The 13777-nt window shown below is 56.5% G+C and carries 10 protein-coding genes and 1 tRNA gene; 3 read left to right on the top strand and 8 right to left on the bottom strand.

Annotated features, from left to right (window positions below; all coding sequences use genetic code 11):
* Window positions 1-24 precede the first annotated feature (24 nt).
* A complete protein-coding gene (gene yejK, locus JY391_RS07945; protein WP_042284589.1) occupies window positions 25-1032 on the bottom strand; it encodes a nucleoid-associated protein YejK in 1008 nt (335 codons plus the stop codon).
* 181 nt (window positions 1033-1213) lie between these two features.
* Between yejK and JY391_RS07940 the strand changes: the two genes are divergently transcribed.
* From JY391_RS07940 to JY391_RS07930, 3 genes are all read left to right on the top strand, one after another.
* A complete protein-coding gene (locus JY391_RS07940) occupies window positions 1214-1441 on the top strand; it encodes a YejL family protein (RefSeq protein WP_042284592.1) in 228 nt (75 codons plus the stop codon).
* 30 nt (window positions 1442-1471) lie between these two features.
* Complete coding sequence (gene yejM / locus JY391_RS07935; protein WP_060569339.1) at window positions 1472-3232, top strand: LPS biosynthesis-modulating metalloenzyme YejM; 1761 nt, start codon at window positions 1472-1474, stop codon at window positions 3230-3232.
* Between the two features lie 73 nt (window positions 3233-3305).
* Window positions 3306-3382: transfer RNA gene (locus tag JY391_RS07930), tRNA-Pro, on the top strand.
* A 106-nt stretch (window positions 3383-3488) separates the two neighbouring features.
* Here JY391_RS07930 and JY391_RS07925 read toward each other — a convergent pair.
* Genes JY391_RS07925 through JY391_RS07895 form a run of 7 tightly spaced genes read right to left on the bottom strand, consistent with a single transcriptional unit; the run spans window position 3489 to window position 13477 of the window.
* Window positions 3489-4832, bottom strand: a complete 1344-nt coding sequence (locus tag JY391_RS07925) for a VasL domain-containing protein (RefSeq protein WP_211935522.1) — start codon at window positions 4830-4832, stop codon at window positions 3489-3491.
* Window positions 4833-4859: 27 nt separating this feature from the next.
* On the bottom strand, window positions 4860-5303 hold the full coding sequence (tssE, locus tag JY391_RS07920; RefSeq protein WP_181822884.1) for a type VI secretion system baseplate subunit TssE: 444 nt from the start codon (window positions 5301-5303) through the stop codon (window positions 4860-4862).
* A gap of 2 nt (window positions 5304-5305) precedes the next feature.
* Window positions 5306-5845, bottom strand: a complete 540-nt coding sequence (gene tssJ, locus JY391_RS07915; RefSeq protein ID WP_211935521.1) for a type VI secretion system lipoprotein TssJ — start codon at window positions 5843-5845, stop codon at window positions 5306-5308.
* Complete coding sequence (gene tssG, locus JY391_RS07910) at window positions 5823-6908, bottom strand: type VI secretion system baseplate subunit TssG (protein ID WP_211935520.1); 1086 nt, start codon at window positions 6906-6908, stop codon at window positions 5823-5825. The genes tssJ and tssG overlap by 23 nt, the downstream gene beginning before the upstream one ends.
* Window positions 6872-8632 carry a type VI secretion system baseplate subunit TssF gene (gene tssF, locus JY391_RS07905; RefSeq protein WP_211935519.1) on the bottom strand — a complete coding sequence of 587 codons (1761 nt, stop codon included), beginning with the start codon at window positions 8630-8632 and terminating at the stop codon, window positions 6872-6874. Before tssF ends, tssG begins: the two co-directional genes overlap by 37 nt.
* A 34-nt stretch (window positions 8633-8666) precedes the next feature.
* Complete coding sequence (gene tssA / locus JY391_RS07900) at window positions 8667-10259, bottom strand: type VI secretion system protein TssA (protein WP_211935518.1); 1593 nt, start codon at window positions 10257-10259, stop codon at window positions 8667-8669.
* On the bottom strand, window positions 10259-13477 hold the full coding sequence (locus JY391_RS07895) for an ImcF-related family protein (RefSeq protein WP_229264107.1): 3219 nt from the start codon (window positions 13475-13477) through the stop codon (window positions 10259-10261). Before JY391_RS07895 ends, tssA begins: the two co-directional genes overlap by 1 nt.
* Window positions 13478-13777: the final 300 nt, after the last annotated feature.

Below are 13777 nucleotides of genomic sequence, written 5' to 3'. Positions count from 1 at the left end.
CGCGGCGGGGTTTTTTTATGCCTGTTAATTCCCACCCGATGTGCGGCGCTGCAACTGGTCGCGCAGGTTCGGCGGCGTACCTTTAATGGTCAGCGTATCGGTAGCCGGATCCCAGAAAATTCGCTCGCCTAATAACATCGCGTCAAAATTAATGGTCAACCCGCCGCCGCTGCCGGCATATTTGGTCAACTGGCGCAGGGTGCTGCGATCCGCCGGGAAACTTTCTTCCAGCGCGTAACCTTTTTCGGCGGTAAACTCGCTGAAGCTCACTTCACTGACGCCGGAAAGCTCTTTTGACAGCGACTCAAGCTCGATCTCTTCTCCGGCCTGCAGCTGTTCACTGCAGTAGCTGTAAACCTGCTGACGCACATTCTGGCGTTCGGCTTTGTCAAGCTGCGCCTCTGCGGTGAAGTCATCGACGGCCTGCAGCAGTCCGCGGTTTTGCGCTTTGGCGTTCAGCCCTTCGCTGGCGCCAAGAAAATCCATAAAGAAATCGGCGACTTTGCGCCCTACCCGCCCTTTCAGGAAGGTCAGATAACGGGTGGACTCCGGGTTGGTTTCCCATTCGGTGAGATCAATACGCGCCACAATATCCGCATGGTTAATATCCAGATAGTGCGTCGGGTTGATATCCAGGTTTTCATTTACACGCATGCTGCTTAAATTGTTCAGCACCGCCACCAGCAGGTACTCTACCGCCAGATAGCGATAGTGGCAGAACAGGACGATACCGCCGTCCGCGAAAGGATACTTCGCTAACTCATCGCGTAAACGGCCGGTCGCCGCACGGCTAAAGGCGAGAAAATCCTCCTCCCCCTGACGCTGCAACCGCAGCGCTTGCGCCAGTTCACTTTCTTCGCTGAACAGGCCATACGCTTTATTTTTCGCGCTATAGACCCGGTGCAACTCGGCCACCATCTCAACAACGGTGTTTGTCGGTTCCAGTAATGAATCGCGCAAGACCAGCTCAAGGTTTTGCTCATCGCGTTTGATAAGCTGGTGCAGGGCAATCTGGTTGATATCCAGACTCATGATAAACTCTCCTTTAAGACCGGGCGGTATTCAACCACCACCCGCGAAGCGACGCAACAGAAGATGCCGCGCCGTTTTGCCTTTAGCACAGTAATGCGAATTATTTGCGGATAAAAAAGCGGAAAAAAAACTGCTGCTACGGTAATATGTTGCCCTTTCATGAACAAACTGATTTCGATTTATGCCACAAATCTCCCGCTACAGTGACGAACACGTTGAACAGATGCTCACCGAGATGCTCAACGTACTGGAAAAACATAAGGCGCCGACTGACCTTTCCCTGATGGTGTTGGGAAACATGGTCACTAACCTTATCAACACCAGCATTGCCCCGGCTCAGCGCCAGGCGATAGCCAACTCTTTTGCCCGCGCGTTGCAGTCTTCGATCAACGACGACAAAGCGCACTAAAGCCGACTTCGGGGAAACGAACGACACGTTATGGTAACTCATCGTCAGCGCTACCGTGAAAAAGTCTCCCAGATGGTTAGCTGGGGACACTGGTTTGCACTGTTCAATATCCTGCTGGCTATTGCGCTCGGCAGCCGTTACCTGTTTGTCGCCGACTGGCCGACAACGCTGGCCGGTCGCGTTTACTCGTATGTGAGTATCGTCGGGCATTTCAGCTTTCTGGTGTTTGCCGCCTATCTGCTGATCCTGTTCCCGTTGACGTTTATCGTCATGTCCCAGAGGCTGATGCGTTTCCTGTCAGCCATTCTGGCAACCGCCGGGATGACGCTGTTGTTGATCGACAGCGAAGTCTTTACCCGTTTCCACTTGCATCTTAATCCCATCGTCTGGGAACTGGTGATTAACCCTGACCAGAATGAGATGGCGCGGGACTGGCAGCTAATGTTTATCAGCGTGCCCGTGATCCTGCTGATTGAGATGCTGTTCGCCACCTGGAGCTGGCAGAAGCTGCGCAGCCTGACGCGGCGCCGACATTTCGCCAGGCCGCTGGCCGCCTTCTTTTTCGTGTCGTTTATTGCCTCGCACGTGGTGTATATCTGGGCCGACGCGAATTTTTATCGCCCGATAACCATGCAGCGCGCCAACCTGCCGCTGTCTTATCCGATGACAGCGCGCCGTTTTCTGGAAAAACACGGCCTGCTGGACGCGCAGGAGTATCAGCGTCGTCTGGTTGAGCAGGGTAATCCGGAAGCCGTTTCCGTTCAGTATCCGCTGAGCGAATTGCGTTATCGCGACATGGGGACCGGACAAAACGTGCTGTTGATCACCGTCGACGGCCTGAACTATTCGCGTTATGAAAAGCAGATGCCAGCCCTTGCCGGATTTGCCGAACAAAACATTGCCTTCACGCGCCATATGAGTTCCGGCAACGCTACTGACAACGGTATCTTTGGCCTGTTCTACGGCGTCTCGCCGAGTTATATGGACGGCATTTTATCCACCCGCACGCCAGCCGCGCTGATCACGGCGCTCAATCAGCAGGGCTACCAGTTGGGACTGTTCTCCTCCGACGGTTTTACCAGTCCGCTGTATCGCCAGGCGCTGCTGTCAGACTTCTCAATGCCGAGCGTGCAAACGCAGTCCGACGAGCAAACCGCCAGCCAATGGATCAACTGGTTAGGGCGTTACGCCCAGGAAGATAACCGCTGGTTCTCGTGGGTTTCGTTTAACGGCACCAACGTGGATGAAGATAATCAAAAGAATTTTGTCCGCCGTTACGCCCGTGCCGCTGGTGATGTCGATAAACAGATAAACCGGGTACTCGGCGCCCTGCGCGAGTCCGGTAAACTGGACAACACGGTCGTCATTATCACTGCAGGTCGGGGTGTTCCGTTGAGCGAGGAACAGCGCAACTTCGACTGGTCGCGTGGACATCTGCAGGTTCCGTTAATCATTCACTGGCCGGGCACCCCCGCCCAACGAATTAACAGCCTGACCGATCATACGGATGTGATGACCACGCTGATGCAGCGACTGCTGCACGTAAGCACCCCTGCCAATGAATATTCCCAGGGGCAGGATCTGTTTAACGCCAACCGTCGCCACTACTGGGTAACCGCAGCGGATGGCAATACGCTGGCGATCACCACGGCGGACATGACATTGGTGCTGAACAGTAATGGCAAGTATCAGACGTATGATTTACGCGGCGAGAAGATCAAAGATCAGAAGCCGCAGCTAAGCCTGCTGCTACAGGTCCTCACGGATGAGAAACGTTTTATCGCTAACTGATTTATAATTAATCAGTTAGCGGGATGTCCCCTTGCATTCGGTGTGGAAAGCGGTAGTATTAGCACCCACGAGTCGGCACGTAGCGCAGCCTGGTAGCGCACCGTCATGGGGTGTCGGGGGTCGGAGGTTCAAATCCTCTCGTGCCGACCAATCAAATTTTTGAACACATAACAGATGTAAGTGTGTTCATTACCCCACGAAAAAACAGCGAGTGTAATCACTCGCTGTTTTTTTTGGCTGAATGAGGACCCGGTTACTACGGTTTGTGTTCTTTCATCAGCGCGTAACGCGTCATAAGCTGCTGTAAATGCTGTTCCGCCTGGCTTTGCTGCGCCGCAGGCCAGGGTTGCCCTTCCGGCAGGAGTGCAAGCTGGCGCAGTTTTTCCTCGATCGGCACAGCGCGGTTAAATGACTGCGTCATGGTAAAGACAGCCGACTTCAGTTCGCTGACCGTCATGTACTTCCCCTTCTGCTCGTCCAGCGCGTTCAACCGGTTCGCCAACTGTTGTAACTGCGTCATTCCCTGATGCCAGCCGTTGAGATTTTCTCCAGGAAGCGCCGACGCGGTAAGTTGCTGCTGCCACTGCTGCGCCAGCGGCTTTGCCTGTTCCGGCCACAGGATAAGCGCCTGCTGCACCAGACTGTCGCCGTAGCGGATAACCCAGTCTGGTTTTAACTGCGCAAGCCGTGCAAGCTGCTGCTGCGTCTGTTTGATACCCGTTTCCGGAGACGGAGAGGACTGCCGGAAAGACTGTAATTGTTCATCCGAAAGCGCGGCAGGTAAAGGCGCAAGCGTTGCCGTAAACTGCCCCTTCGCCGGGTCCGCATTATGCATCATTTGCCATCCCCAGACCGCCGCGCCAGCCAGCGCCATCATCGTCAGCATACCTGCGGCGAATGGCTTCCAGAGTTTTACCGGTAGCGGAGAGTCTGTCACCACCTGCACATTCGGCAGCGGTTCAGGTTGCGCGACATAAACCCATTTTACGCCTTCAGCAGGCGCCGTCAGGCCGGGCGACCTCACGGCATCACCCGGTACGCACACGCCGGCGGACGGCGTGTTTTCGGTATCGTCATCGCTGTTTTCCAGCCGCACCGCGACGTTATGCAGTTGAGTACGTAGGGCATCAAGCTGACTGGCGTGTTTCAGTTCCAGCCGCTGTAACACGCCACCCAGCGCGTTCAGATGTTCCTCTGCCTGGTACAGCTGGCTGAGATCGGCATAGCGCAGCGTCAGGGTACGCATCACCTGCTGTAGCCGTTTACTGAGCGCACTGAGAATTTCCATCCGCGCATGCACGGGTTGCGGCCACAGATTTCCCCACTGTCGGGAGAGAAGCGCGTCCAGTATCGCCAGCCCCTCATTCATGCCGTACAGCCCGGCCAGATGGGTGCGCGCGAGCGTGTACCAGGCAGCGGTCTGCAACTCCACGCCATTATGCTCAAACAGCGACAGGCAGAGTGTTTCTGCATGTGGCCAGTTGACGTCGGGGCGCGCCGGGTGGGTCAGTTTGTTCATTTCATCGCGGAGTGCGGCGTAATCCGCAAGCGTGCGCGGGTCACCGCCGGTGTTAAGGTGGCGTTCAGAAAGGGTTGTCATCGTCAGGGCTTCATTCAAAGAGAGGAATTAAATCGCCGCGCGGGCATCCAGGTACTGCTGTTGCTTCAGATGGCGTATGAGCACTCTGCCTTCAGGCATAAATTCGGTGCCGTAGCGCACCAGCCCGATCCCCTTCAGCTCCGCGTCGATGGCGTAGCGCAGTTCACCGGGCTGCGTTTGCTCCAGCATCACCACCGTAATTTTGCTCAGCCGCGGCTCATACTTCAGCAGCACCGCCGACAGCGTGGTGATGAGCTGGTGCGCGGTGCCCGGCATCCCCTGGAGGATTTTGGTCATATCCGGCAGACCGTAATCCGGGAGGTGCGCCAGCGTGCCCGCGCGGCAGTTGAGAATACGCTGCATGTTGTCCAGCACCGACAGGATAAGCTGGTTTTCCTCGCTGACGTTGTGCAGGTCGAGACCACCGGAGAAGTTGCCAAACAGGGTTTCATAGAGTGAAGGCCGCGGCATTATCAGTCCTCCTTCAGGGGTAGCAGGGTCAGGCGGTTGTGGCTGGCTTCAATAATGCGCGGTTTGTCCGGGTCGAGGTCGTCACGGGTCAGCACCAGTTTCCAGTCGTTTTTTACCATATCCGGGGCCCGGAATAACCCTACCACCGCAACAAACTGTGCCGCCGCCTCCATCGGCATATCCAGGCTCACATCAGCGCCAGGTTTTATTACCAGACTACGACTGGCGAGAAGTTCATCACCAACGGCGTTATCCCCTTCCGCTTCCAGTTGTTGATACACCATTTTATCGAATACCTTTCGGTCCCTGAACTGGTACACCCGTACCATCACTGGCTGGGAAAGCGAGGTGTTCTCACTGTCATCGGTATTGAGTTTAGCTCTTGCCGTGAAGTCCAGATGCAACGTCTTGACCTGTTTATAAAAAACGGATTTCACCATAGCTGACGTACCGTCACCAATTTGCTGTGTCAAGCCACAGCCGACCAGCAGTAACGGTAAAAGAATTAAGGAAAATCGTTTAGTCAAAGTGGTAGGCAACACGCTGGTTTCCTTGTTGTAGAGTTGCAGGCGGCATTCCGCTGTAGCCGCCGAGTTCGGTAGTAAAGGTCGCTGGCAAATCAGGCGGGACGTCGTCACCTTCCATACCCAGCACTCCGGTCATGCCCAGCATAAAAGGCGTCTCGCCCAGCACCGGCGCAGGCAGTAACTGCGTGGGAACGGTCAATTGTATTCTCGCTTTATAACGCCAGCCGAGATACACACGAAGCAGGGCCAGAAAATCCTCAAATATCTGCCCTTCCGGCAGCCAACCCTGTGCCTCGGCGATATCTTCCGTGTACAGCACAATCAGTAACTTACTGCTTACCTCAGTGGTTTCATCGCCCAGCACAATATAATCGTCGAGACGGAAATCTTCATCTCCGTAAAAACCCAGCGGATGGCTGAGATAAACCGTATTCGGACAGTATGGTGTGACAGTGGACCAGGTGCGGGGGGCCAATAAACGCGCCAGAGCCTGAACGCCTTCTTCGGTGCGGGCTGGGAGGCGCATAATGCCGAGCAGCGCCAGAAAGCGCGACGCCGGGGTAGCGATATGCCCGTCGGTACCGGGTAACCCCAGTCCGATTAAGCCCAGCAGACTCTGCGATGTGCTATCACGTCCGCCCACCTCAAACGTCGCCGGATACGAGTACTTGCGCCAGATACGGTAAAACTGCGTCAGGATGCGGTGATTAAAGATATCGAGAAACGCTTCCTGTGCCTCATGCCCTTCCCGCTGCTGCACGATGTCGTCGAGCCACGCGGTGGGCAGCGGCGAATCAACACCGTACAGTCCCATAAAGGTGGTGCGTACAACCGGCGGCGCGTCAGGGTTATCGCCATCATATTGCGCGGACTTCAGTTCGCTGGCCGGAAAGCCCATCCCCGGATGCGGACGAAAACGGACCGGGTCATCCGCCGGGTTCAGCGTGGTACCCAGCGCGGGTACCTCAGGGCGCGATTTTTCCAGCAACTGGCAGAACCGGTAAAAATTGATGCGGTGAATATCCCGCTCAAGCCGAGGGCTCAGCCAGGAATACGGCGGTTGTGGTTTTCCTGCCATTCGAGGCGCTCTCCGGTGGGTTGCAGTATCAGAATCAAGCGGTTAAACAAGTGAATATCGGTATACAGTGAAAAAAAGCGGTTAAGCATCTCACCAAACAGACAGATATCACCATGTCCGGCGAAGCCGTTACTGTCGAGAGTCACCTCTATCTGTACGCCGCGCAGGAAGTGCCCCTGTTCAAAACGCTCTGTCTCAGAATGTTTCACATCGATAATCGCCTCCAGACGGCGGCGATTCATTTCGTTATCCGTCCAGTCATACAACGCCAGCGCGCCGCGCAGCACGTCGGCATTGTCCATCATCGACAAAAAACTACTGCCGAGATGGCTCAGCACACGCCAGTGAAAACGGTCTTGATCCGGCGGATAACACGGCAGCGTCGGCGCACAGAGATTTCGCACCTGAATACGCGTGGTGGTGGATTTCACCGCCGTATCAAGCAATGTGCTCTGCAGCGCCCGGCACGGCAACTGACCGTTGGTTCCGGTCAGACTGAGAGAGAGTCTTTCGTTCTCCGGCACGGTATGGTTATCAAACGCCTCGCCACCGAGCGTCAGCCAGGTGTCGTGCAGCCCTGAAGGACCTCGCTTTACCCGCGTATGGTAGTAGTAGTCCGGCGCGTCGTGGCGTAGCATCCCGCCTTTGTGGCGAAAGCTGGTGAACGGCACATACTCCTGCTGGCCCGAATGGCGTGATGAGGTGACCGAATCCACTGAATAGATTTCCGTGTGTCCATCCTGGACACGCTTCGGGCGCAGCAGATATTCAGTCTGTAACGAGTCCAGACACAGCGGGTCGGACTCCAGCGGGAACAGGTTAATCACTGGCGTGCAGTGTAGGCGGATGTGTTTTTCCGACAGAGTAAACGTGTGCGGCCACTGTTTATCCAGTACCACGTCGATTTCAAACCACGTCAGTCCTTCCGGGAAATCCACCTTTTCCAGACCGCTCAACATCACCGACATAAACTTCTCGCGAAAGGTGAAATACTCCAGCAAAAGTTGATAGCCGCTGAAGCCGCCGCTCTCCGGCAACAGCACCTCATCCCTCCCGAAACCACAGACGGTAAAACGGACGTTGAGGGGGCTACGGTCGGCATTACCCGGAAAGCGGATACCCATTTTCGCCACATTCAGGGTAAGTGCCTCGTGCAGGGCACAGGCCATCGGCGCATCGGCGTTCAGGTACAACGGTATACGGCTTAAATTTATCTCATGCCAGTCCGCTAGCGGACTGCATTCAAAACGCAGTCGCAGAAGCGAGCGTCCGTCCGGCTCAGTGGCGATACCCACCCTTGAAAGTGACAGCGGCAGCAAGGTCAGAGGTTGCGTGGTGGTATAGCGGCAACGGGTGCGCTTTTCGCCCACAGGCTGCGACAGCACTTCAAAACCCTTGTCCACCTGCACCGGCTCTTTCATCTCCCGCCATTGTGCAGTGAACTCCACAATGGAGAGCGATGGAATGGTGCGCAGATAGTGCGGCCAAATCATGCTCACCAGCCCACCGGTCAGTTCCGGCAGGTCGTCGTCAAGCTTTTCGCGTAGCCGGCCCATCAGGAAGGCGAAACCCTCAAAAAGGCGTTCGACATACGGGTCGCGGGCACCGGCTTTATCAAGGTTTAAAGCCGCCGCCCGGTCTGGATGCGCGCGGGAAAACTCCTCGCCCGCTTCACGCAGGTAGCGCATTTCGGCGTCAAAATAACGCAGGGTTAAATCATCCATCAAATATCTCAAATATCAGGAAACAAAAAGGGTGTCAGTTGCACAGCACTGCCGCCCTCACTGGGTCGATAACAATCAGTCCGCCCAGCAGCTGTTCCATTTCCGGCTGAAAGCGCATCTTCTCCACCTCGCTGCGACCAGCCTTCATGCGCAGCAGCTTCAGCCTTCTGGCCTTCACTTCAAACAGCAGTCCCGGCTCCCAACGGCTGAGAGTGATCTCGTTAGCGTGGCTGTCAAGTTTCCCTAGCAGATGTAGGGCCAGCTCATTTTTTCCAGTCTGCTCGGCTATACGCGCCATCAGTAGATGCATCAGCCAGCGGCTGCGTACCGATGTTATGCCGGGACGGTTCTGCAACCACGCCAGCGCGACCTCCGCTCCTTCGCTGTCGGCAAGAGCCAGCGCTTCCGGCTCCAGTTGTAAGATATCGTCGTCTACTGACGTGATGACAGAACTGGAGGCGAGGTCCTCCTGCCAGACGGACGGGTCAGCCATCACCTGTTGCTGAATCCAATTCAGGGTCACCTCATCGGCAAATGGCGTACCGTCGTTAAAGGCCAGCGTCTCCAGCCCCGTCAGGCGCGACAGCAGCCCCTTCAGGTCGGACTGAATAATGGCCGCCTCATTTTCATGGCCGGATTTGACCAGCGCCTGGTGCAGGTACCACTGCACATCCAGCCACAGATGGTTTGCCCCGCGCGACAGCAGGCTGTCCGCCTCCTCCATCAGCTCCCGCCAGCTCTGTTGCACATACAGCCGCTTAAGCTGCGCCCGCTGGTCCGGCTTCGGCGGTTCGATACGGGTTTTGCCGTCCGCCGACAGCGCCGGCAACTGACGCAGGGTGTCGTGGCGCAGGTTTTTTATCAGCCGGTGAGCAGGTAGCCAGCCTTCCGGCTGGCTTCTCAGATACTTTGCCAAAATACGAGCCTGTGTCAGCAGTTCCTGACCGGAGGTAATGCCATTCAGGGACGGCATATTACCTGCCGGGGTGACATGGCTGTCTTCATTGACATTCTGCGGCACCACGGCATCCACGCCGCCGGATTTCAGAAGCCGGGTTTCCAGCGCCCCGTACAGAGGCCCCAGTTGCGGAGGATCTGCAGCGTCCGTTTTCTCAGTCATATGCTCTGTCAACCACAGCGCCACGGCTATACGCTCCGCTTCCGCTTTCGTGACCTCCGGATACAGCGACAAACTATCCAGCATCCGGTTACTGCCAAGCCATTCCAGCGCAGCCTTCCGGCTGCGCTCCCGTTTCGGATGGAGTTGGTTCCCGAACCGCAGCAATAGCCCGGACAGCAACTCCAGCCCATCCGCTAACCCTGACTCACCATCCCGGTGCAGTCGTGCCCAGGTGTAGTACGTAGCCACGCGGATATCTTTCGTGGAGGTGGTCAGCAATTTTTCCGCCAGCTCAGTAATCAACCCGGTATCCGCGCCTGAAAGCTTGTTCACCTCCTCACGCATCTGCTGAAAATCGTCGTCGTAACCCAAATCATCCCCAGCAGGCAGGCTGTCTGAAACTGGCTTAAGCCAGTTCTCCCACAGGGCAGTCCGCGACTGCGCCTGAAACATCAGCGTCTCTGTCCGCAGTTGACAGGCGGCAAGCAGGGTATCAATTGACGCCATTATTCACCCTCCAGCACAACATCTGACTCATTTTCTTCCATCCTGTTTGTGTTCAGCGTATCGATGCTGAATATCTGCGGCGGCAACGTGAAGTTACGCAGCTTTAGTAACGCCAAGGGGCCGTCACCCAGCTCTGTACGCAGCAGCCACTGTAGCTGGCGGCGATCCGGGGCAGCAATGGTCAGCCGGTACAATCCATCCCCCACCTTCTGCCGCTGCATCTGTTCTAGCATTCGGATAACGCCCCACTGGCCATTGTGGTTTGCAAACAGCCGGGCTCCCGCCGCTGTCGAAGTCCAGGTAAGCATCGCGCCGGGTTTATTAATAACGCCCGGCCAACGGAAACTCTGCCAGTCGGCAAGCTGGTTAAAGTAATGCAGCTTCTGGCCATCAAGCGTCAGCTGTGTTTCGACAATTTCTGGCATAGCCACACTTTGCATTTCAAAACTGATGCCCTGGCTGCCGTCGGTAAACAGGATATCGGACAGTTGACTTAACTGATTCACCGCTGTCAGAAACGCCGGGCTGAACGTCAGCCCCTGGCTATTGGTTCGGTCTGCCACCCAGGTACTGCCTTCACGGTGCAGCACGCCCCCCAGTTGCGAGGTGAGAAAACGGTTAATGCGACCAGTATCACGGCGGATAAACTCTGCCAACATCGGCAGCGAAGCGTCATTTTTCCCGGCAGCAAAGGGATAACGCCCTTTAAAGGCTGAGTTCCAGTTCGCGACAACCGAACGCTGCCACGCTTCGTTCAGACTGGCCGCCGATGGCTGAAGCACCTTCTCCCAGGCCTGGGTTAATGGCTGGACAAACATCGTCTGCCCGAAACCGTTCCACTCTTCTCCGAGACTTGCCGCCACAAGGTTGCCGTAATCCCGGGTGTCAGTGAGGTCCACGCTTTTGCCCTGGAATACCGTCTGCGCCAATTGCTGCATCATCGCCTGAGGGTCAGCAGCATTCGCTACCTGCTGGAGACGCAGACGCACGCGGGTCAGTCGTGTCAGATACGTCTGAAGACTCAGTGAACTGTCCGCCGCCATCACATTCTGCATGCTGTTTTTGCCCATCAGCGCCAGCAGTGGCCCGAAGGTGCTGTTGAGGGGGCCAACGGGGCCGTTTGCCTGCTGGTCAATCACCGGTTTATCGTCATTGCCCAGTAGATTTTTCGCCGATTTGACCAGCGAGTCCGCTATCGCCTCCTTCTGCTGCCCAGTCTGCCCCTGGTACGCTAGCGTGTTCATCAGGGCAATCAGCGGCGACTGACGCACATCGCCTGCCAGGGTTAACTGGTCTGTGACATCGGCAATGCTGTGCGCCGGGTTCAGCCGGATGCTGTTGAGGAAGGTCAGCCAGGCACCAGCAAAGTCAGTAAAATAGCGGTCCGTCAGTCGTTTTTTCAGCGCCTCCGGAGAGACGTCCCCGGTAACACTTTTGCGGTTATCGCTCAGCACCCAGTCAATCTCATCACGTCGTGACGCCACGGCTTTCTCAATAGCGCCCTGAATTCCCCCTTCCCAGGCCTGGCGCGTGAACATGCCGGGCACCGATTCCTGGGTACTGAACAGGCGGCCGGCGTCAGTTTGTGGTGTCATGTCCTCAAGCGTCATATCCGCATAGTTACGGCGAACCTGAGCCAGCATGTTCGCATACAACGTGCTTTCGGCGTTGCGCCGGCCAATCTGCTCCAGCAGCACCTGACGGGCCTGAGTGACCAGTTGACTGTCAGGAGTGATTTTCCACGACGGCTGTAACGGCAGGTTCTGCATGTAAAAGGCGTGCAGGTCCGGGGCGATACTTTGCCACAACGCAGTAGAATGCCCCGAACGGGACGGTTCAGCCGTGTTCATCACCTGTGCGTAAAACGCGGCATCAGCCTTGTCCGGACGTGCCATCATCAGGTACGCTTTTAATTGGTCGTAACCTGATTTCGCCAGGGCCGCACGCTTAGGACTGCGCGGCGGCAGGTTTGCCAGAACCGACAATTTCTGCGTTAGCGTCTGCAACGCTGTATCGCGTATCAGGCGGTTATTTGCCTGGCCGTACCAGGGCATCAGGGCAGCGGCAAGTGGCGTATTGTGGTCCAGCCCGAAGCGCTGGTACCAGGGGGCGCCGTTCATCTGTTGCATGTGTAAGCGTCCGATATCGTTGCGCAGGGACTGGAGCGCCATCAGTTGCTCATCGTTAACCGCGGGATAATTCACCAGTTGCATCGCCCGCTCCGCTGCGCTGGCGATATGGTGACGGTTAACGGCAAAGGAGATCAGGCATCCCACCGCCCACAGAGCAATCAGCGTCAGCAGGGTGACGCCCAGTGTTCGCTGCCAGGGCATCCCCACCCGCACACCACGCGCCCGTTCACAATCTGCCGACACGCCCTGCCACACCGCCGGGATGGGCCAGCGATGGGGATGAAAATCTTCATCAGTCGTCACTTCCGCTGTCAGTGATGGGCTGAACATCAGGCCGCGCAGTGGAACACGCTTCAGGCGTTCCGTCAGCCACGGCGTCAGCAGCGTGCGCCAGCGGGCAATGCCCTGTTCCTCAAGGTAGCGTCCCAAGCGTAGCAGAAAATCATGAGCCGGTTCAGCGCACATCTGTTGCATACCCTGCTCACGCAAAGACGGCAGAATGGCACGGAGTTGTCGCTCCACTGCGTCCGGCATGGCCCGTGCCGGAAACAGCGCCCCCAGCGTCTGGGTGATACGCGTATCCTGCGGCCAGTCGCTGTCATGCACCTGCCACAGGTACACTGGCGGCTGCCAGTGCAGCACCTCCCCGACCTGCTCAAGAGTACGCAGATGGAGATCCAGCGTGCTGGCGGTTACCTGCTGCTGATCAAGCGCCAGCACGATGCCGTCCAGAGGACGGCTGCGGCGCAGCTTGCGCAGGACGTTCAGACGCGCTGTGTCCGGCGCAGAAGACAGGCTACCGCCATAAATCAGCACCGTTCTGCCACCTTCCAGCCATTGCTTCTCTGCAAGGCCGGGGGCAATGGCTGCGATGTGCCCCGGTTCGCCGCAAACCAGTAAGAGACGGACGTTGTAGCGCCAGAAGCGGTTATGGCGACGGCGGAGGTGGGTAGCCATGTTGCGAAAACCATCTTCATTTGTACCTACGGCGACGTTCTTCTCAATCTGAGTGGATTTTCCCTTACCAGCCGCCAGCGCCTTCGCTTTCAGATATCCATGGACTCCCACACTCCGGCTGGTAAACATTATGATCAGGATGCCGGAAAATAAAATCAGGGTAACAAAAGCCCCGGTAATCAAAGATACCCTCCACACAAGAGAATCTCGCCGAATATTTATCCACTCAGGATGTAATATCAGCAACAGACAGATACCGCCGCCCAACCCCAGTATGGCAACACAAAGCAGCCATAACTGAATGCCGGAATTTTTGAATATGCTCAATAATGAGCGAAAGCGCTTCACTACGGTTTACTCCTGTAAGAAACTGGCGGGCAGCAGGAACTGCCCTGTTACAGCGATGAGAGACAATAAAAAGAGATGAGA

Origin of the sequence: Citrobacter sedlakii (genome assembly GCF_018128425.1) — a bacterium.
GTDB classification, from domain to species: Bacteria; Pseudomonadota; Gammaproteobacteria; order Enterobacterales; family Enterobacteriaceae; genus Citrobacter_A; species Citrobacter_A sedlakii.
This window is presented reverse-complemented; position numbering and strand designations above follow the sequence as displayed.